A 20,826-nucleotide genomic window follows, 5' to 3' on the forward strand; every position below is an offset into this window, starting at 1 on the left:
GAGGAAGTTGTGAGGATTTAAGCTCTAAACACCTGCATATATACCTTATTTGCCTAATAGTAATTACTGCAACTTTATGTAGAAATATTACAACATATTTATAGTTATAATTTTCTTCACAAATTCCTCATATCCAATAACTATTCTTAAGATAGATACAGAATATTTGGGTATCAGTACGGTTGTAAATTGACCACACTGATATTTAATCAACACATTTTTAAAAAAGGATTTGAGATTATGATTAACTGCCCTTGCTGTTCTGGGTTACTTTTGCCCCATATACGTGGTGATTCGGAAATACACTGGTTTTGTCGCCACTGTTGGCAAGATATGCCAGTATTTTTGTTCACAACTCCTGCTTCCCTCAGGGAAATCATGGTCAAAAGGTTTTCTCGCAGTTTTCCCAACAGAGAACAAACAAAAACCGCCGACTACATCAGTCAACGTCAAACTATGAATGGATGGTTAGAGTTACAGGATTTTCCAGCTTAAGGCGATCGCTTGGGTTCAAAACAGCTAATCAATTCCTTTGTTCCGTCCTTGACCATTTTTATAGTGAAAACTCAATGACAAACTCAGTACCTTGACCAAGGATAGAATTACAACTCAACTTGCCACCGTGGGTTTGCTCGACTATTTGTCTAGCTATAGCTAAACCTAAACCCGTGCCTTTCCCCACGGGTTTTGTGGTAAATAAACGGTCAAATATTTTTTGTTTAACTTCTTGACCGATCCCCTTAGCATTATCAGCAATTGATATTTTGACATGATGATTTTCGACAAATGTTTTCACTAGGATTTTATTGGGGTCGGCTTGAATTTCTGTAAAACTACGGCCATTGTTTGATTCATCTAAAGCATCAATAGCATTAGCTAAAATATTCATAAATACCTGATTTAGCTGACCAGGAAAACATTCTATTTCAGGTAAATCACTGTAATGGGTGATAATTTCAATTGCTGGACGTCGTTCGTTAGCTTTGAGCCGATGTTTGAGAATTAAAATTGTACTATCAATCCCTTCATGCAGATTAAAAATTTGCTTGGTGTCACTATCTGCACGAGAGAAAGTACATAGACTTTTACTGATAGATGTAATGCGATCGCCGCCATCTTTCATGGCGCGAATTAGTTTAGGTAAATCTTCTCGGATGTAATCTAGATCAACGGCTTCCAGTTGATCTTCAATTTCCGCATCAGGTTGAGGGAATTTCCGTCCATAGAGATCGATGATGCCGAGCAAGTCATTAATATAATCCTGTGCCACATTGACATTGCCGACAATTGCGCCAATGGGATTATTGATTTCGTGGGCAACCCCAGCTACCAGATTACCGAGGGCAGACATTTTTTCGTTTTGAATTAGTTGCAGTTGGGATGCTTCTAGTTCTGCTGCTTTTTGAGCAACTTGGGCTGCGAGGTTTTGGGTAAGTTGAGACAGTTGTAAATGGGTACTGACTCGTGCCAAAACCTCTTTTTCATAGAAGGGTTTGACTATATAGTCTACTGCTCCTAGTTCCAATGCCTTGACTTTGCTCTCACTATCGCAAAGGGCAGTCATAAAAATAATGGGAATATGGCAGGTGCGGTCATTGGCTTTGAGCCGTCGGCAAGTTTCAAATCCATCGATTCCAGGCATCATCACATCTAGTAAAATCAGGTCGGGGAGGCGGCGTTCAACTTGTTGTAATGCGCGATCGCCACTAGTCGCGATCGCCACATCAAAGCCTGCATCGCCCAATGTCTCTGAAACTACCTCTAGATTGGTGGGCGTATCATCAACAATTAAAACTAAACCTGTGATGGTAGATATTGGTGGTGTGTGTAGCATAATTGGCACTGTGGAGATAAATATAACTGTAGTCACTTAGGTGATGACAGTGTTGATTGCTCAAAGACTGATAGCTACTGGGTTTATACGGGCTAAACGCCCCGCTACCGCTAACAGCACTGTGCTATCAAAGTGTATTAGAAGATGGTTAGAAGCAGCACAGACAGTGCGTCACCCACTCCCTGTATTTCTTAAGAAAGATACTGCTGAATGAACTGTTCAAGTTGTTCACTTTGGAATTGTTTAGCAAGTTGAATAATCTGCTGAGTGAACGGTTGGTAGCGATCGCTCTCTTGCGCCAGTTGTTCTGCGGCGGCTATGAGTTTCTTCAATCGCCCCTCTTGCACGAGTTCTAACCAAGACTGGAGATCGGCTAAGGGGGGTGGAATTAGTTCTGTTAGTTGCTGCTGATCTGCGGATTTATGGGTGATGTCTTCAGTTTTCCAAGTGAGTTCGAGATGTTTTTCGAGAAGTGTGAACAAATCATTCACTTGCACAGGTTTGGCGAGAAAATCATCGCCGCCGGCATCAATACTCATTTGTTGATCAATTTGAGCGACGGAAGCAGAAGAGACCAGAATTTTGAGCGATCGCAGTTGTTCCTGTTCCCGAATCTTTCGCAGCATCTCAAAACCATCCATCACAGGCATAACTAAGTCAGTAATGACTAAATCAGGAAGATGTTGCTGGAGTTGGTCTAAGCCTGCTTGTCCGTTTTCGGCTTCGGTGATGATGAACCCTAGCGGCTCTAGCAGATTCAGCAAGACGGCGCGATTTTCCCAGCGATCGTCTACGACTAAAATATGGCGTTTTACTCCTTCATAGCCAATAATATTACCCACAGATGCGGTCTGCTGTTGACTCCAGTCACTTGCTAAGGGCAGGATGATCTCGAAAAAGAACTCGCTACCCACACCAAGCTGACTCTTGACCTGAATCTGTCCACCCATTAACTGCACAAGCTGTTGGCTAATGGCTAATCCTAGCCCCGTTCCTTCTACTTTCCGCTTCTGCTCCCCCACTTGTTCAAATGTTTGGAAGAGTTTGTTGATATCTGCTGACGCAATCCCCACACCAGTATCGACGATGCTAAAGCGCAGTTTGGTGCGGGGATCGGACTCCTCCAGCCCAGTTCTTTGAACACGTAGGGCAACACTACCGCGATCAGTAAACTTAATGGCGTTACCGAGTAGGTTAATTAATACTTGGCGTAGACGTTTTTCATCGGCACTGATACCTGCGGGTAAATCGGCATCAGGTTCGTAATGAAACTCAATGCCTTTCTGCTGCACCCGAATATGGCAAATTTCGACAACGCCTTGCATGAAAGACGGCAAGTGAAAAGCTTGAGAGGCAAGTTCCAGTTTACGAGCTTCAATTTTGGACAAATCCAGTATGTCGTTGATCAGTGTGAGCAGATGAGAGCCACACTGGTGAATGATGTTGACTCCCTGACGTTCTTTGTCGGGTAAGACTTTCGAGCGTCCCAGAATTTGGGCATAGCCGAGAATCCCATTCAACGGTGTGCGGAGTTCGTGGCTCATGTTGGCGAGAAATTCACTCTTGGCATTGTTGGCACTGTCAGCACTTTCTTTAGCTGCATCCGCTAAGGCTTTTGATTGTTTGAGTTGGGTTTGTTCCGCAGATTGGACATAGACCAACACCCCTATTAGTGTTCCCGCCAAGGCTAAGATTGCCAGAGCAATTATATCTAGAAGCTTGAGTTGAGATTCAATATTTTCACGGGGAATAACAAGTGCTACTGACCAGTTAGCTTCTTTGAGAGGGAGAAACGCCACATATTTTTTAGTTTTGTCAAGGGTGACTAATTCAATACCCTGTTGCTGATTTACCATCTTTTGGGCGATCGCCGCTAAACCTGAATCTGCGGCCTCAACCAATTTGATCCCCGGCTTTTCGATTGTGGTCATGAAGGCGGGGTTAGGATGTATAATCGCTTGTCCGGCAGAGTTGAGCGTAAAAGCATAGCTATTTTCGCCGTATTTTAGTGTCTCTGTGACATACTTGATGCGATCAACAGAAACACTTCCATGCACGACACCGATGGGAGAACTCGATAAATTTCCATCTCTGCGAATAGGAGACGATATTGGTACTGATGATATGCCATTCGCTCTGGCAATCATCGGATCACCTACATGGACATATCCGGCAATTGACCTTTGAAACCAGCGTCGATCTGTGACATTTGCCCGTTTACTGTTCGGGACTGTACTCTCGCGCCATCCTTCTGGTGTGGTTAAACCAAAGAGGGAAAAATCTTCAATTCGCTGGTCTTCTGCTTTTAAATATTTACTGGCGATCGCCCAATCTACTGAGCGCACTAAATCTGTATTTGCCAACATTTCAACTCTGACTTTGAGCATTGCTAACCAGTGATCAATCTCATCTCGGCTCTGTTCCACTTCTGATAGAACTTGCCCCTTGAGATTGGTTAGCATGATACTTCGCACGGTCTGATAGCTGAAATAAGCACCTACAACTACAAATAAAGTAGTACCACCGACAATTACCTTAGCTAATAGGCTGCGCGAATGTCTAACAGGGTTCGTCTGGAGAGATGAGGGCGAATCGCAGACAGGTTTTTTAGCTGATGGGAAAAATTGCCAGAACGAAAGGGTGGACATAGGCATCTATGATAGATTCAAGATTGATAATTTATGATGCCCATCTGCTCAAGAATATTACCAAAATGGTTGCATTGAGGGCTTTTATCAAATAGCTGTATTCTCTCATCGGAAGTTGAATTGTGAAAATTGTGTAATCTCCTAACTGAGAGTCTACCTAGATTCTATCTCCATGTTTTCCTATAACAATTTGCCGAGGGATCGCCAATCCTCAACCCGTATTCTGACAAAATGTTTTGGTAGTATATAGCGTTTTTCAGTTTTGTAAAGTACAGTCACAGGAGTAGGTAAAGCAATTATAAACGTTATTTAAAGAAACTTGTTTAAGAGAATGTTTGAAAAGTCCCCGGCAATATATCAAATACTTTTAAATCCTCTTTTTGCAGGGGGACTTAAATTCATTTTCCCACTTTTTTCTACGCCGAAGGCGCATCCCCGAAGGGGTTTAGGGGGCTTGATGGGTACTAATAAGTGCTTAAAATCACAGCTAACTACTTTTAAAACACCCTCTAATACACCCTTGTCTAAACCCTTGATCTTTCGTTTCCATGCGTAAGTCCTATCTATATTTTCAAACCCTCGATCCCTACGAGGGTTTTTCATAAATATCGGTAATTTTGAGTTCAGTATTGATCAGAGATGTTGTTAACTTAGAAAGCCTGTGAAAGGAAGTAATGGCTATGTTACACTGCGCTAACAAAAATCAAAGCGGAATATTATCGCTTTAGTCTTCTTCCCATTCTTCTTGGCTCAACAAGTCAATAATTCTATCTCTGAGCAAAAATTCATTTTTTTCCAACTCTAGTTCAAAAAATGGCCAGTCGCGGTCTGGAATATATTTACACAAAGTATAAATTGGCTGTTGACGATTCACCAGACCCTTGGCAATGAGGAGACGAGTTTCATCTTTGATCACCTCAATATCATATTTGACAGCAGTATCCATAGCTTTTTCCTTTGTTCTTAATCAAGGAATAGAGAGTCACAGTAATAAATACCTTCGACTCCAATTTAAATTTATCAAAAAAATGTGAGGAAATTTTGAATATTTATAATATTAAAATACATGGACTTTATTGATTTTTATTCCCTAAGATAGAAGCTTTTAAAAAAGATATCCTCAAGAATTATAGCTTAAGATAAAGCTTAAATATAGGTTGAGTAAAGGAACGGAACCCAACATTTATAGTGAGATGGGTAGGGCGATAGTGCAACCCATCCCGGAAATAATGTCTCTTAGGAAAATTGTTGAGTGTAAAACCTGGCATAACGATTTTCCAGGGCTAACAGTTCCTCGTGAGTGCCTGATTCGACAATTTGTCCTCGCTCTAAAACTAAAATGCGATCGCATCTTCTCACTGTACTTAAGCGGTGAGCAATAATAAATACTGTACGATTCTGCATTAATCTTTCCAAGGCTTCCTGTACTAACGCCTCCGACTCAGAATCTAAGGCTGATGTCGCCTCATCTAAAATCAAAATTTGTGGGTTCAGCAGCACAGCACGGGCAATAGCTATTCTTTGGCGTTGTCCACCAGATAAATTTACACCCCGTTCGCCCACCCAAGTATTGTAACCTTCTGGCAGTTGGCTAATAAATTGATGGGCGTTAGCAATTTTGGCGGCGGCGGCGACTGCTTCTAAATCAAATATGTCCTGTCCAAAGGCGATATTTTGAGCAACTGTCCCAGAAAACATAATAGTTTCTTGGGGAACAATGCCAATTTGTCGCCGCAAACTCTGTAGTCTGACATCCCGAATATCTACGCCGTCAATCAAGATTTGTCCGGCTGAAGGGTCATAAAAACGGGGGAGGAGATTAACAAAGGTAGTTTTACCAGCCCCAGAAGCACCTACAAAGGCGATCGCTTCCCCTGGCATAGCTAACAAATTAATATCTTTTAAGACAGTTTCCCCTGGTTTATAGGCAAAGGTGACACCACTGTATTCTACTTTCCCCTTAACTGGAGGTAAGGTAACAGCATTAGGCTTTTCTAAAACTGTCGGCTGTATCGCCATTAATTCAAAAATCCGGTCAACAGAGGCTTCCCCTTGCTTAAATTCGTTGTAATTATTCGTCACATGACCGATGGGATCAATTAACAACCCGGCGGCGGCTAGATAACTGAAAAATTCTCCCACCGTTAAATTATTTTGCTGAATTTGCCACGCGCCCACCAAAAGCAAGGATAAGGCACTCAAAGCTTCCAAAAATCCCACAATGGGAATTTGCACGGCCTTCAAGCGTTCGGCAGAGTATTTGGCTTGAAAACTGCGTTCAGCTTCTCGGCTAAATCTAGTCACCTCGTAATTCTCTGCGGCAAATGCCCTAATCAGCCGAATCCCACTGAAAACTTCTGTGAGGATTGCCGACAAATCAGACACACGATTTTGGCTCCTCAGGGAGTATTTACGCAAACGTTCCCCAAACCAACCAATTAAAATTCCCATGAATGGGGCAACAATCACCGTTGCTAAGGTGAGTTGCCAATTCAGGTAAATCATGTAGATGGGAATGGCTATTAACTGCAACACGCAGGGAATAAAGTCGTGAAACAGTTTATTGACAACTTCACCAATGCGGTCAATATCTTCTGTGAGGCGGTAAGATAAATCACCTGCTTTGGCTGTTTCAAAATAGCTTAAATCTAGCTTTTGCAAATGCCCATATACCTGCTTGCGGAGATAAAAAGCTATCCGCAAAGCAGCCTTAGACATATAGATATCTTGCACAGACTGAAAAAAGCCCCGGACAAGAAACACCAAGCCCAAGATAGCGGCTAATTGAGCGATCGCCACTACATTACCTTGTCCAAAAGGATTAGCTAACTTGCCTGCAAAATTAATTAAGGTTAAGGTAGCCAGCACGTATCCCACAATGCCGACAAGTCCTTTCGTGATATTCTGCCACTGGGGTCTAATATAGGGCAGCAGTTGCCAGTAATTAGAACGGGTTTTCAAGCTCTCACATCCACAAAAATATTGTTCTTTGTTTGACGCTACCAGCTTTTGTGTAGTTTCAGTTTATGAAAAATCCTGATTCCCTATGTTTAGGCTGGGATTTATCTGACTGCTAACCACTGACAACTGACCACTAACAAAACTACTTGACAGAGACAGCATCGACATCAACAGTTTCTTCTGTAGCGGGAGAATCTGTTGCGGCGTTAGAATCACCCTTCCGCGCTTTCCAACCTTCAAGCACCAGCCCGGATACCTCAGTAACTAAGATTGACAAAACTAAAAAATCATCAATCTGTCCCACCACGGGAAGGAAATCTGGAGCAATATCAATTGGGCTGACGATATAAACAATTGTTCCTAGAATTACCCACCAACGGTATTTAGGATTTTGTAGTAACCCACGATACCAATTATACAGTGATTGGATTGAGAAATTCATTATTTTAACCCTCTATTTACTTTTAATTTTGGCAAATTGACCCAAGAAATTCCGGTAGAAATAACCGCCCTCGTTAGTCAGGAAGACTCTACTCCGAAATAAGATCAAGCTGAGGTCAAAAGTCAAAATACCTACCGCAAAAATTCCGAAACTCTCTCGTGATGAAGCATCAATGTTGATGTGATTTCTGACGTGGGAATACTAGCCATGTAAGACCAAGCTTTGCTCATGGTTGTTAATTACCTGTACTTACAAAGGCAGACATTGATGCAGGATAAAAATGAATATGAAAAGGCGTAACTTTAGCAAAGTGCAAGCTTTCCCATTACAGATGGTTTTAATTGTTCCATTTGTTCTGCAAATTTTTGGGGCTGTGGGTTTGGTTGGCTACTTGTCCTTTAAAAATGGACAGAAAACAGTGCAAGAGTTGGCAGAGCGATTAATGGATCAAACTAACAATAAAGTAGAGCAACATCTGGATGCTTATCTATCTATTCCTCACAGGGTGAACCAAATTAATGCTGGTGCAATTGAGATGGGATTATTGGATGTGCGCGATCGCCAAGCCATCAGCAAGTATTTTTGGCACCTCATGCAGGCTTATGACGTTAGTTACATCGGCATTGGGCTGACAACAGGCGAAGGCGCGGGCGCGGCTCGCTACGATGGGAAAACGGTAACAATTGAAGATTGGGGAGCTAAGTTACCAAACAACGGCAAAAATTACGCCACTGATAACCAAGGTAATCGTATCCGTGTAAAGAATACATTTAATTACAATAACTTTAATCAAAGTTGGTATACAGAACCAATCAAAGCAGGCAAACCCATCTGGTCGCGCATCTACAGTTGGAATAAGGATAATGATTTATATATCACAGCTGCTACTGGTCGTCCTATCTATGATGCTCAAAAGCGATTGCTAGGGATGGTGGGTGCAGATATTCATCTTTTAAAACTCAGCCAATTTTTACGACGATTGGAAGTTAGTCGTTCGGGACAGGTCTTTATTGTAGAACGCAACGGAATGTTAATTGCTAACTCCAGTACTCAGACACCTTTCTCTGTAATTAATCATCAAATTCATCGCCTGAAAGCAACCCACAGCCCAGATCCGGTAATTCAAGAAATCGCCAAACAGATTCAGCAAAATTCACAAGGGTTTGAGTCGATTACTGAAGCGAAAAAATTACAACTCGAATGGCAAGGAGAACGTAATTATGTTTATGTCAACCCTTGGCGTGATCAATATGGACTAGATTGGCTAGTAGTGGTGAGTGTGCCAGAAAAAGTTTTCATGTCCAAAATTAAGGCTCACACCCAAATTACTATAGCTCTGTGTTTAGGAGCATTAGCAATAGCAGTTTTAATCGGTTATTTCACATCAGTCTGGATTACTCGCCCGATTTTGCGAATGAATTTAGCCAGTCAGGCGATCGCTTCAGGTAAACTAGACCAAAAAATAAATTTTAGTCATATTCAGGAACTCAACATCCTGACTCAATCGTTTAATTATATGGCGGGAAAATTAAGTGAATTTTTTACCGCTTTAGAAACTAGTAAAGCAGAATTGGAAGACCGGGTAGAACAACGTACTGCTGACCTCAAAACCGCTTTAACTGAGTTGCAACGTACCCAAGCCCAGGTCATTCAAGGTGAAAAAATGTCGAGTTTGGGTCAACTAGTTGCAGGTGTTGCCCATGAAATAAATAATCCTGTAAATTTCATTTACGGCAATATTACCCATCTCAACGCATATACTCAAGATTTGCTGAGAATGATTCATCTCTACCAAGAACGTCATCCCAGCGATGACCCTGAGGTGCAAGCCCTAGCAACAGAAATTGATTTAGACTTTTTGGTCGAAGATTTGCAGAAGATGTTATCCTCGATGAACATGGGGACTGAACGTATTCGCAGCATTGTGTTATCGCTGCGGAACTTTTCCCGGATAGACGAAGCGGAATTTAAAGCAGTGGACATTCATGAAGGAATCGAAAGTACGCTGTTAATTTTGCAACATCGCCTCAAAGATCAGCCCGACAAACCAGCTATTGAAGTCATCCGCGACTATGGCAACCTACCACTTATAGAGTGCTATGCTGGACAACTAAATCAAGTTTTGATGAATATTCTAGTCAACGCTATTGATGCCTTAGATGAACTCAACATCAAGCGTACTTATGAGGAAATCAAGGCAAATCCTAGTCAAATTACTATCCGTACTTCGGTTAACGATGCTCAATGGATGGAAATTGCGATCGCTGATAATGGCCCAGGAATACCAGAACAATTGAAAAACCGCATCTTTGACCCCTTCTTTACCACCAAACCCGTAGGCAAAGGCACAGGTATGGGTATGGCCATCAGCTATCAAATCATTACAGAAAAGCATAGTGGCAAATTAGAATGCTTCTCAACTGTTGGCCAGGGATCTGAATTTAGAATTCAAGTACCTATTCGACAAAAAAATTCTCTATTAGTTTAGGTAGGTTTCCCAAGCAGAAAGTTTTTTCGTCATACTCCCGCGTTAAGCTAATTCTCAAGTTGTAAAATTCGAGTGTTCAATTCAAGAACCCTAACTTTACATTCCAGATTATCTCTAATTAGTCTGGAAATTTATTTTTGTCAGTCCTGAGTTGTCCATTAATCTTTAAAATTAAAATGCTTTGGGATAGTTGCTTGAGTGACGGAGGGAGGAAACTCAAATAGTGGATATTATAGATTTGTTTTACAAGGGTGGGCCGGCAATGTGGCCTTTGCTGGCTCTGTCGATTTTATCCTTGAGTGTGATTTTTGAGCGCCTTTGGTTCTGGCTGCGACTTTTCTCACAAGAAAAAGCGATCGTTGACCGAGTTCTAGATGCAGCTCATGATAACTGGGAAATAGCGGGGGATATTGCTAGACAGGCTACAGACCAACCAATTGGTCGATTTCTCTATGCTCCCTTACATTTACAAAAAACTGACGCGGAAACCTTTCGATTAGCACTGGAGTCCACAGCAGAGGACGAACTAGCCGGAATGCGTCGGGGCGAAAAGTTATTAGAAGCTGTCATTGCCCTCGCTCCCTTACTAGGATTGTTGGGTACAGTTTTAGGTTTAATCCAGTCTTTACGCTCAATTCGCATTGGTGATTTGGGAACTGAATCGGCGGCTGGAGTAACGACGGGTATTGGTGAATCCTTAATTAGTACGGCAGCCGGGCTAATAGTTGCCATTGTTAGTTTGGTATTTTACCGATTATTTCAAAGTTTTGTAGTCAATCAACTCAAAGTTTTCCGTAAAGCGGGGAATGAAATGGAATTGTTATATCGCCAGTCTCCGCCTGATTTGAGCAACCCCACACCAGCAATTGTCCGTGATGCTTTACCGAGCAAAACTGGTAGGGGTAAGTTTCCGCAACCACCTGAACCACCAAATCTACCTTAGTCAGGACTTGCGCCACAAAACTCTTCATTTTGTAAGGATGGGGATAGGGGTATGTATCAATTCAAAATTCGTCATTTAATTATTAGTTCCCTTACACCCTTATACCCTTACACCCCTTCCTAAGAGACAAAAAAGCAAACCCAATATTAGGCATAAGCATGAAACGATGAAAGTTAATTTACATACCCCAGTTGAAGACGTACAAATCCAAATTATTCCCTTAATTGACGTTGTTTTTTGTATTCTGACCTTCTTTTTATTGGCAGCTTTGCAATTTACTCGACAGCAAGCTATCAATGTTGACTTGCCAAAAGCCAGTACAAGTACAGCCGCCGGCATAAATTCCACAGGAGGTAGCCAAATTGTTAGTGTAGATGCTGTTGGTAATACTTATATAGAAAAAGAACTGGTAAGAAGAGACGAGTTAGCACAAAGATTAAGACAATACGTACAAGCAAACCCTAGTGGTGTTTTAGTCCTCAACGCTTCACGCACAGCTACCTATAACGATGTCGTGGAGGTTTTAGATTTGTTGCGGCAAGTGGGAGGCGATCGCGTATCCTTAGGAATTATTCCTACTTCTGCCCAAACCCAACCCAATTTTTCCAATTTCCCCATTAATCCCGGTGTAGCACCCATACCCAACACCGCACCAATCCCAGGAATTAATCCCCCACCCAGTGAACTTACCCCCCAATTACCTACAGACCCTAATCAACCTCCAAGCGGACAAGGTACTATTCCTCTAAATCCTGACTTTTCTCCAGTCGTTCCTCAGGTTCCCGTAGCACCAGGCACTAATCCTGCACCGCAACAATGAGGTGGGTAATTGGTAATTGGTAATGGGGAATACAGTCAACATTCTCTTTTCCCCCTACTCCCTCATCTCCCCTGAAACCTAAAGATATGTAGAATATTTTTTCTTTGGAGAAAATATTTCTGGTAACTTACAAATAATTGGTTAAGCTTCAAATTCAAATACAGCAGTTTGCAATTCAGGGAAGTTATGGAATCCATAACACGCCTTAGATGTTTAGAGTCTTTCACTTCTGACCTCTGACTTCTGGCTTCTGCTGTATTTTTCCATCGATAGACTGGGTTATTTATCGCCAAGCACCATATACGTTTCAGGGGTTGAGGCAATGAACGAAATTGTGACGCTGCTAATTGTTTGGGTAGTTACATCTGTCAGCTTATTGATTATCAGTAAGTTACCTTTAGGTGTTGAAGTTGACTCTCCACAAAAAGCATTTATTTCTGCTGCTATTCTGGGTATTGTGACGGCAATCATCAGACCCATTTTACGGCTAATATTTGTAGTTCCCGATATCCTCACATTTAACTTGTTATCGGGTTTTTTCACCTTTATGATTGCCGTGGTTTGTTTTAGTATTGCAGCTTGGTTAGTCGAGGGTTTCCGTTTGCGCTTCGGAATCTGGAGTGCTGTGCTAGGCGCGTTTGCCCTGACTATTATTAACAGCTTAATCTACAAATTGTTGGGATTATAAGAATAAATTCGTCAGTTGTCAGTTGCTAGTTCTTACTACTGACAACTGACCACTAGCTACTAACAACTGACTAATGACTACTCATTTGGTGGAGCCACTGGGGTACTAGCTTGTTGCTGACGCTGTTCGCGTTTTTTGCGGTCTGCTGTCAACATATCAGCCATTACCGCTAGAGCTTGCGTCATCTTGTCCAGATTAGAGCGATATAACTCTAAATCCTTGCTGAATTTATCGTCAGAAAGATGTAAGCCTGCGGCAATGCTTTTTAGTGCCTCAGTGCGTTGCTTTTCGTCCTTGACTAAATCTGGGTTGGACTGTTCGAGCAATGTAAATAAACCGATCGCAAATAAACGACTGTATTTAAAGTTAGAATTATTAGCGATCGCTTGTAGTTGCGCTTGTAAGTCAGCATCCTGCTGTAAATGATTAGCTTGACTAAGCCACGCTACTAAATCATTTACAGGTAAGCTTTGAGCTACAGCTTGTAACCGTTCAGCATCCTGCCTATAGCGCTGCGGTTCTTGCTCTACAGCCTGACATATAGCACTAAAAATAGATTCCTTATCCCGTTCTGGTTGATAGCCTTCCATGAAGCGGTCAAAGGTAGTGACAACACCCAAAGCATAAATGGGATTGTAGCTAAAATCGACATTTACGGACAGCAGGTGCATTTCCACCATCAACTCTTCTACTACCCGACGATAAATTGTGTTAATCGGTCGGGTGTGGAGGGCGTAGAAAGTTCGCTTTGTATCAGAGACAGTACGCAATAATTCCATATTTACAAGGATTGTAGACTTTGACTCTAGTATTTCTAGTAACTATATAGTAAAACTTGGTTTTTACTGCTTAAAAACGCCTGCTTACGTACAAATGTACTACACTTCTAGTCTAGTGATTCTCTATTTTATCATTTCCCCATATTACATATAACCGCTTAAGCTGTACTACGATTAATTTGTGAGTTATTTGATTCTAAATATCAATTAATTTAGAGTCCCTATTCTTGTCTAGATAATGCTGAATAATGATATCTACACTATTGCCACAACTATCAGCTAATAATGTCAGGTCAGCGCCATTATTAGCTTGAATACTAATGAATCTATGGCGATTTGAGTAAGGTTTTAAATATTGAATTTTCCCTTTGCCGATAACTCTGTCACCACCATTAGCTGTATCTTCTGTTGACTCTTTATCCAGCCAAGGTGCAATGATTATTTTCTACCCCTAAAGACTACTTTGCTAAGTTGGGGTTTCGGCCTAGTAATCTTTATTATATTCTGTGAGCATATTTGCTATTGTGCCTCACACTTATGAGCTTTTCGCCCCAATTAGTTAACTTAGGTAATTACCTAGCTGGAGAATTTGACAACAGAGAACAAGCCTTAGGCGAGCCGATTTGGTTTGTTCACTTACGTCTATGGCAAAGACCTGTTGATTTGTTTTCCGACGATAGCATTACTCTGTTTGCCGAACAAGCCAACATTGTCAATCTAGACCGTCCTTATCGTCAACGTATTCTGCGGTTGATGCCTGCTCCTGACTCGGAAACTGGGCTATATGTACAGTACTATATGCCTAAAAATCCCAGTGCTTTAATTGGTGCAGGTCGTCACCCAGACTTACTCAAGACTTTAACCCCCCAGCAACTAGAACTACTTCCTGGCTGTGTTCTCTCAGTTAGCCAGCAAACAGTTGCACCTAACAGCTATCAGTTTACTGCGTCCCCACTGCCAAATACTTGCTGTACTTTCAGTTATTTGGAGAACACTGTACAAGTTTCTTTAGGTTTTGCAGTCACAGAGACAGAACTGCACACCTATGATAAAGGAATTGACCAAGAGACAGGCAAGGCAACTTGGGGAGCAATTGTCGGCCCCTATCGCTACACTAAGCGAGAACAGTATTGAGTACAGAGTGCTGAGTTAAGAGAAATGACTTGTGTTAAATAGTTTTCAGCTTGAACAGTGGCCTCAATTGTTTCTATACCAATTGATAAAAAGAACGAGACGGATACAAGCTGGGAAACTTAGCTAAAATATGACTTTCTTAATTACGAATTACAAATTCGTATCATTCAGCACTCATAACTTTCTAGCTAGCCATGCTACGAGGTACACCTTCTAACGCTTCCTCCTCAGTCTCAAAGATTTCAAAGACTGTATCCATCATTGTCACTTCAAACACGAGTTTAGCTTCTGGGTGAACATTACAGATACGAAAACTGCCATTGACCTTATCAGCATCACGCATTCCAGCGACTAAAGACGTAAGTCCAGAACTATCTATAAAATTTACCTGACCAAGATTCACCACTACGTGATGACTGAGTTTAGATATACACTCTTGTAATTTCAAGCGAAATTGCCAAGCTGTGGTGATGTCTAGGCGACCTGCTGGTTTTAAGACAATAACCGTATTACCGTCTTGGGTTGTATATGAATTTTGTTCTATTTGAATCACTAGGCCTCCCCTTGGCACTGATCTCAAGATTGACTGTAGCTGGGTTAGTCCTGAAATTGATGAGCCAAAGCCTAAATCTTTGGCAACAATGTTTACTGATTCTCCACCAAAAAGATTTTAGAAAAGCAGTAATTTATTTAACCCACCAATCACAGGACTGTATTTAAGTGCTGAAACTCAATATTAACAAGCTCCAGCTAAATTCATCACTTTTTTTACTAAGTGCTTACATTTAGTAGTTTAACTCACCAAAACTGAGGTGAGTACCCAGTCACAAGTGCTGAAATAGAGAAAACAAAATTTTCTTACCCTGTATTGATGAGTTCGTTATCCTTGAGCAAAGCCATTTTTTCTCACGGAAGAGGGGATAATACTTACCCTGGCAGAGACATCAATAACCCCACATTTACAGAATTACTGGTTTGCTGTCCAGTTGCTCCAATCTTGGGGCTTGAGGAATGTATCATATAACTCCGCTTCTGGAGAATTGGGTTCGGGTTGATAACCGTATTCCCAACGAACCAAAGGTGGTAAAGACATCAAAATAGATTCAGTACGGCCATTGGTTTGCAAACCAAAAATTGTGCCTCGGTCATAAACCAAGTTAAATTCGACATACCGACCGCGACGATAAAGTTGGAAATTCCGTTGGCGATCGCCATACTCCATCCCATGACGGCGCTCTACAATAGGGACGTAGGCGGGTAAGAAAGCTTTACCAGAACCTTGGATAAAACTAAACAAATCTTCCCAATCCCGTGATGCGGGTTCTCCTACTTGATTACTATAATTGGCTGCTTCGCCTTTGGGGTTGGGGCCGCGATATAAAACACCTTGTCCATCTTGATAATCGAAAAATAGACCACCTACACCCCTGGTTTCATCCCGGTGTTTGAGATAGAAATATTCATCACACCAACGTTTAAATACGGGGTAATACTCTGGGTGATGTTCATCGCAAGCGAGTTTCAGGGTCTGATGGAAATGAGCCGCATCTTCTGCAAAGGGGTAATAAGGTGTGAGGTCAGCACCGCCACCAAACCACCAAACTGGGCCGGCTTCAAAATAACGGTAATTTAGGTGAACTGTGGGGACATAGGGATTGCGTGGATGTAACACCAAGGATGTACCTGTGGCATAAAAGCCATGTCCTTCCGCTTCTGGACGCTGGGCTAAAATGGAAGGAGGGAGATGAGAACCCCAAACTTCAGAAAAATTTACCCCAGCTTGTTCAAATATTGCACCATCACGTAGCACACGCGATCGCCCGCCACCCCCTTCAGGACGTTCCCAACTATCTTCGTGAAACTCACTCCCACCATCAAGTTTTGTTAAGGCTTGTGTAATTTCATCTTGCAACTGTTTCATAAAATTACTGACTCTAGCTTTAGCGTCAGTTGCTGGTAGAGACGGGGATAGTTTTGCCTTTACCGTTGGGGTTTGCGAGTTGGTCACCATAGATTCCCGAACCTAAATTACAATTTTCTAAAAAAGCCACAAATCTCTAGTTTAAAAACTTGTGGGTCAAACGAGCCAAAAATTAGGCTCAATTTTGCCCAAGCAACTTTTTTGCTTGTTAAACGTTTACACGATTAATGGACATGACTAGAGTTATTTTCCCTCAAATGCGTATAGGCTTGTATATTGACTAAGTTTTTGTTGTACTTCTTGATGGAAACATTCTGGTGTTAACACCAGACTCTGGTGAACTAGTCTACAAATACCTTGGCCGTGAGGTCACGTTTTCAAGTTCTCAACGAACTGTGTACAAATTCTCTAGTGTACGGATGATGGTGATACCCCACGAGTTTGAGTTTCAACCCAAGAGCAATCTTCTTGTTCTTTATGCCTAATCGAGGTTTATCATGCTGAGGGCAATTGTGAGCAAATATGTTTTAGGGTTGAATCACAGTAGCCAACTATTCCAGAGTTACCAGCAAGTGTCTAGGTAGGAGGATTAGGCAAATGGGAACGTGGTTATCCAAATTCGTCCACCGCAAACGCCGTCGGTTTCGCGTTTCTCTGGCACAAACATATCGAGAAATTAGTTCTGCTTCCGTAGACGAACTGTGGCAGAAAGTAGTTGATTTAACAGATGTTTCTTGGCATCCATTACTTAAAAGCACCAATGTGCCATACGGATTAGTACCCAAACCGGGCTTGATTTACCAAGCTGTGACACGCTTTTCTCCAATTCCCATCCAGATTTTTGTAGAGCGTGTTAATCCCAGGGAACTACTATGTATCCGGATCATGGCCATCCCTGGTGTCGAGGAAAGAGTTACTTACCAAGTAGAGTCCACAGTTTGTGGCACTTGTTTATCTTATTCAGTAACACTACGCGGATGGCTATCACCGCTAATTTGGTCATTTTCTCGCCCTTATGTAGATCGTGTGGCACGTTCCTTAGTTGAATCTGTAGAAAAAGCCACATTACAGGCAGTATCAGGGAAGGCAAAAAGTCTGAACAATAATTGTTTTGATTTTTAGGTCGGGGATGGGGGAATAGGGACTGCTGTTGACTGTTGACATCCCTGACGATGGATAGCGCAACTTAAAAGCAAAATAGCTCACAGCGTCCCCGGTTCTCAGTCCCTAATTTTTAACACCTAAAGAAAGTTAAGATTTTATTAGGCGATAATAAAAAAATTTTAAATTTTATTACGCCGATCCATGAGGAAATACTCAGCAGTTTCTGCTGATTGATTTTGCAGCTGGTCAAAAACCAGGTCGCATCTATCTCTAGCTTGCATTTTGAATTTTTAATTTTGAGTTTTGAATTGTATATGTACGATGTCCTCGATTCACAATCTGTCTTAGAAGTGTTGCGACCAGTGCAAGACCCAGAACTGCGTAAGAGTCTGGTAGAACTGAATATGATTCGCAACGTCAAAATTGATGGGGGTCAAGTAAGCTTCACCTTAGTTTTGACTACGCCTGCTTGTCCATTGCGGGAATTTATTGTTGAAGATTGCCAAAGGGCTGTGAAAAAGCTACCTGGGGTAACAGATGTCAGTGTAGAAGTTACAGCAGAAACACCCCAACAAAAAAGCTTGCCAGACCGCAATGGTGTTCCCGGTGTGAAAAATATTATCGCCATCTCTAGTGGTAAAGGTGGTGTCGGTAAAAGTACTGTGGCGGTAAATGTCGCCGTAGCTTTAGCGCAGACGGGGGCAAAAGTTGGCTTACTAGATGCGGATATCTACGGTCCCAATGATCCTACGATGTTAGGGCTGGGTGATGCCCAAATTGTCGTGCGTTCCACAGAAAAAGGCGAAGTATTGGAACCCGCTTTTAATCATGGTGTCAAATTGGTCTCGATGGGTTTTCTGATTGACCGGGATCAGCCTGTAATTTGGCGGGGGCCGATGCTGAATGGGGTAATTCGCCAGTTTCTCTATCAAGTAGAGTGGGGCGAGTTGGACTATTTAATTGTGGATATGCCCCCAGGAACAGGAGATGCCCAGTTAACTTTAACTCAGGCTGTACCAATGTCTGGAGCAGTAATTGTGACTACACCCCAAAACGTAGCCTTGTTAGATTCTCGTAAAGGTTTACGTATGTTCCAGCAAATGAACGTGGCTGTTTTGGGAATAGTAGAAAACATGAGCTACTTCATTCCCCCTGATATGCCAGATAAGCATTACGATATTTTTGGTTCCGGTGGCGGTTCCAAAACAGCAGCAGAATTAGGTGTACCCTTACTAGGCTGCATACCCTTGGAAATTTCCACTAGAATTGGCGGTGATAATGGTGTACCCATTGTTGTTGCTGACCCAGATTCAGCCTCTGCCAAGGCATTAAAAGCGATCGCTTTAACAATTGCTGGTAAAGTATCAGTCGCAGCCCTCACATAATTAAAAGTTATGAAGGCTGTGTAGCACGTTAGTAAGTCTTAGGTGGTGAGTGTTGAGTCAATAGTTTTACTCAACACTCCAGGCTATTATTTTTAGGACTTACGGATGAAAACGAAAGATCAAGGGTTTGGAGAAGGGTATAGGGGTATAGGGGTATAAATGTTTGAAAACCTTACACCCCTGAACCCTTACACCCGGTCTAAACAGAAAATCTGGGTGAGTAAGTCCTAATTTTAAATTTTTGTCTAATTTCTAGACCAAAACCCAGTCAGACAAAGTTATTAATAGTCAATAAATCTCATAGCTAAACCCTCAACTCATACGATGTTATTAAAACGATCGCTTCCCAAAATGCGTTGGAAATCTTGGGTTAAGCCGTGGCAACAATTAGACTGGCCATTATTTTGCTTGCCTGTAGGGGTCAGCATCTTTGGCGGTCTGATGATCCTCAGCACAGAACTCAAGCAGCCAGTAACAGATTGGTGGTGGCACTGGCTAATTGCTGGTATTGGTGTTTTTATTGCCTTATTTCTGGCTCGTTGCCGTTACGACAACCTGTTGCAATGGCATTGGATCACCTACGTATTGACTAATATCAGTCTGATTACTGTGATGGCTGCGGGTACAAGTGCCAAAGGCGCACAACGTTGGCTGACGATTGGTGGTTTTAACGTACAACCTTCAGAGTTCGCCAAAATTGGTGTAATCATCACCCTAGCAGCTTTGCTGCATAAACACACAGCCACCAGAATTGAAGATGTTTTTCGCGCTCTGGCGATTACGGCTATACCTTGGCTATTAGTATTTGTCCAGCCAGATTTAGCCACATCTTTAGTGTTTGGGGCGATCGTTTTAGGAATGCTTTACTGGGCAAACGCTAACCCTGGTTGGTTGTTATTAATGATTTCACCAATCATCGCTGCCATACTGTTTACGATGTCTTGGCCTTTATCGACACCAATAATTTTATTTAAAGAAATTTTTATTACTCCTTTTGGTGTTGCTTGGGCAATAGGCATGGCTATTTTAGGTTGGCTGACTCTTCCCTGGCGACGCTTCAATATGGGTACTATCGGCGCATTTAGCCTGAATTTGCTCGGTGGTGAATTAGGTATTTTTGCTTGGAATCATGTACTAAAAGAGTATCAAAAGAATAGATTGACCGCATTTATCAATCCCGAACAAGACCCCCTTGGTTCTGGATATCACCTCATTCAATCACGCATTGCCATTGGTGCTGGGGAAATGTGGGGTTGGGGTCTGTTTAAGGGGCCAATGACTCAACTAAATTTTGTGCCTGAACAACACACTGATTTTATTTTCTCCGCCATCGGTGAAGAGTTTGGTCTTTTCGGCTGTTTAATTGTTTTGTTTGTTTTCTGCTTGATTTGCTGGCGACTGCTGCACGTAGCGCAAACAGCCAAAGATAATTTTGGTTCTTTGTTAGCGATCGGCGTTTTATCGATGATTATATTTCAGTTAGTGGTGAATGTGGGCATGAACGTAGGTTTAGCACCTGTAGCGGGTATTCCCTTACCGTGGATGAGTTATGGACGTTCTGCCATGCTGACCAATTTTATTGCTTTAGGAATAGTAGAATCGGTGGCAAACTTTCGACAACGACAGAAATATTATTTTTGAGTTAAGGGTTAGTAGTTAGTGGAAAACAACTGACCACC

17 protein-coding genes are annotated in these 20,826 nt (G+C 42.0%); 9 read left to right on the forward strand and 8 right to left on the reverse strand.

What is annotated here, in order from left to right; all coding sequences use genetic code 11:
• Positions 1-240 precede the first annotated feature (240 nt).
• Entirely contained in the window at positions 241-495 is a 255-nt protein-coding gene (locus tag ACN222_RS03150) for a hypothetical protein (protein WP_010994812.1), read from the forward strand.
• A 58-nt stretch (positions 496-553) separates the two neighbouring features.
• Here ACN222_RS03150 and ACN222_RS03155 read toward each other — a convergent pair whose 3' ends face one another.
• The 5 genes from ACN222_RS03155 to ACN222_RS03175 all read right to left on the reverse strand — a co-directional run bounded on the left by ACN222_RS03155 (position 554) and on the right by ACN222_RS03175 (position 7,885).
• The gene (locus ACN222_RS03155) at positions 554-1,834 is read right to left on the reverse strand and encodes a sensor histidine kinase (protein ID WP_044520686.1); all 1,281 of its coding nucleotides are present in this window, start codon (positions 1,832-1,834) and stop codon (positions 554-556) included.
• Between the two features lie 191 nt (positions 1,835-2,025).
• Positions 2,026-4,488, reverse strand: a complete 2,463-nt coding sequence (locus ACN222_RS03160; protein ID WP_010994814.1) for a hybrid sensor histidine kinase/response regulator — start codon at positions 4,486-4,488, stop codon at positions 2,026-2,028.
• 718 nt (positions 4,489-5,206) lie between these two features.
• Entirely contained in the window at positions 5,207-5,428 is a 222-nt protein-coding gene (locus tag ACN222_RS03165) for a DUF4327 family protein (protein WP_010994815.1), read from the reverse strand.
• A 290-nt stretch (positions 5,429-5,718) separates the two neighbouring features.
• The gene (locus ACN222_RS03170) at positions 5,719-7,443 is read right to left on the reverse strand and encodes an ABC transporter ATP-binding protein (protein WP_044520689.1); all 1,725 of its coding nucleotides are present in this window, start codon (positions 7,441-7,443) and stop codon (positions 5,719-5,721) included.
• A 142-nt stretch (positions 7,444-7,585) separates the two neighbouring features.
• A complete protein-coding gene (locus ACN222_RS03175; protein ID WP_010994817.1) occupies positions 7,586-7,885 on the reverse strand; it encodes a YkvA family protein in 300 nt (99 codons plus the stop codon).
• Between the two features lie 286 nt (positions 7,886-8,171).
• On the opposite strand from ACN222_RS03175, the gene ACN222_RS03180 reads away from it, so the two are divergent.
• From ACN222_RS03180 to ACN222_RS03195, 4 genes are all read left to right on the forward strand, one after another.
• Positions 8,172-10,373: a sensor histidine kinase gene (locus ACN222_RS03180; RefSeq protein WP_044520690.1), complete on the forward strand. Its 2,202-nt coding sequence runs from the start codon at positions 8,172-8,174 to the stop codon at positions 10,371-10,373.
• Positions 10,374-10,596: 223 nt separating this feature from the next.
• The gene (locus tag ACN222_RS03185; RefSeq protein ID WP_010994819.1) at positions 10,597-11,316 is read left to right on the forward strand and encodes a MotA/TolQ/ExbB proton channel family protein; all 720 of its coding nucleotides are present in this window, start codon (positions 10,597-10,599) and stop codon (positions 11,314-11,316) included.
• 166 nt (positions 11,317-11,482) lie between these two features.
• Positions 11,483-12,136, forward strand: coding sequence for an ExbD/TolR family protein (locus tag ACN222_RS03190; protein WP_010994820.1), 654 nt, complete (start codon positions 11,483-11,485; stop codon positions 12,134-12,136).
• A 322-nt stretch (positions 12,137-12,458) separates the two neighbouring features.
• On the forward strand, positions 12,459-12,824 hold the full coding sequence (locus ACN222_RS03195) for a phage holin family protein (RefSeq protein WP_011321243.1): 366 nt from the start codon (positions 12,459-12,461) through the stop codon (positions 12,822-12,824).
• A 77-nt stretch (positions 12,825-12,901) separates the two neighbouring features.
• Here ACN222_RS03195 and psb29 read toward each other — a convergent pair whose 3' ends face one another.
• The gene (gene psb29, locus ACN222_RS03200) at positions 12,902-13,603 is read right to left on the reverse strand and encodes a photosystem II biogenesis protein Psp29 (protein WP_010994822.1); all 702 of its coding nucleotides are present in this window, start codon (positions 13,601-13,603) and stop codon (positions 12,902-12,904) included.
• Positions 13,604-14,140: 537 nt separating this feature from the next.
• On the opposite strand from psb29, the gene ACN222_RS03205 reads away from it, so the two are divergent.
• On the forward strand, positions 14,141-14,737 hold the full coding sequence (locus ACN222_RS03205) for a chromophore lyase CpcT/CpeT (RefSeq protein WP_010994823.1): 597 nt from the start codon (positions 14,141-14,143) through the stop codon (positions 14,735-14,737).
• Positions 14,738-14,921: 184 nt separating this feature from the next.
• On the opposite strand, the gene ACN222_RS03210 is transcribed toward ACN222_RS03205, so the two are convergent.
• A complete protein-coding gene (locus ACN222_RS03210; protein ID WP_010994824.1) occupies positions 14,922-15,290 on the reverse strand; it encodes an STAS domain-containing protein in 369 nt (122 codons plus the stop codon).
• A 414-nt stretch (positions 15,291-15,704) separates the two neighbouring features.
• Positions 15,705-16,748: an oxygen-dependent coproporphyrinogen oxidase gene (hemF, locus tag ACN222_RS03215; protein WP_044520692.1), complete on the reverse strand. Its 1,044-nt coding sequence runs from the start codon at positions 16,746-16,748 to the stop codon at positions 15,705-15,707.
• A gap of 507 nt (positions 16,749-17,255) precedes the next feature.
• Here hemF and ACN222_RS03220 point away from each other — a divergent pair.
• From ACN222_RS03220 to rodA, 3 genes are all read left to right on the forward strand, one after another.
• Complete coding sequence (locus ACN222_RS03220; protein ID WP_010994827.1) at positions 17,256-17,780, forward strand: hypothetical protein; 525 nt, start codon at positions 17,256-17,258, stop codon at positions 17,778-17,780.
• A 296-nt stretch (positions 17,781-18,076) separates the two neighbouring features.
• Positions 18,077-19,147 (forward strand): Mrp/NBP35 family ATP-binding protein, encoded by a 1,071-nt coding sequence (locus ACN222_RS03225; protein ID WP_010994828.1) that lies wholly within the window; start codon positions 18,077-18,079, stop codon positions 19,145-19,147.
• Positions 19,148-19,471: 324 nt separating this feature from the next.
• A complete protein-coding gene (rodA, locus tag ACN222_RS03230; protein ID WP_010994829.1) occupies positions 19,472-20,788 on the forward strand; it encodes a rod shape-determining protein RodA in 1,317 nt (438 codons plus the stop codon).
• The last annotated feature ends 38 nt before the right edge of the window (positions 20,789-20,826 follow it).

It is taken from the genome of Anabaena sp. FACHB-595, from assembly GCF_048568275.1.
In the GTDB taxonomy this organism is placed as follows: Bacteria; Cyanobacteriota; Cyanobacteriia; order Cyanobacteriales; family Nostocaceae; genus Trichormus.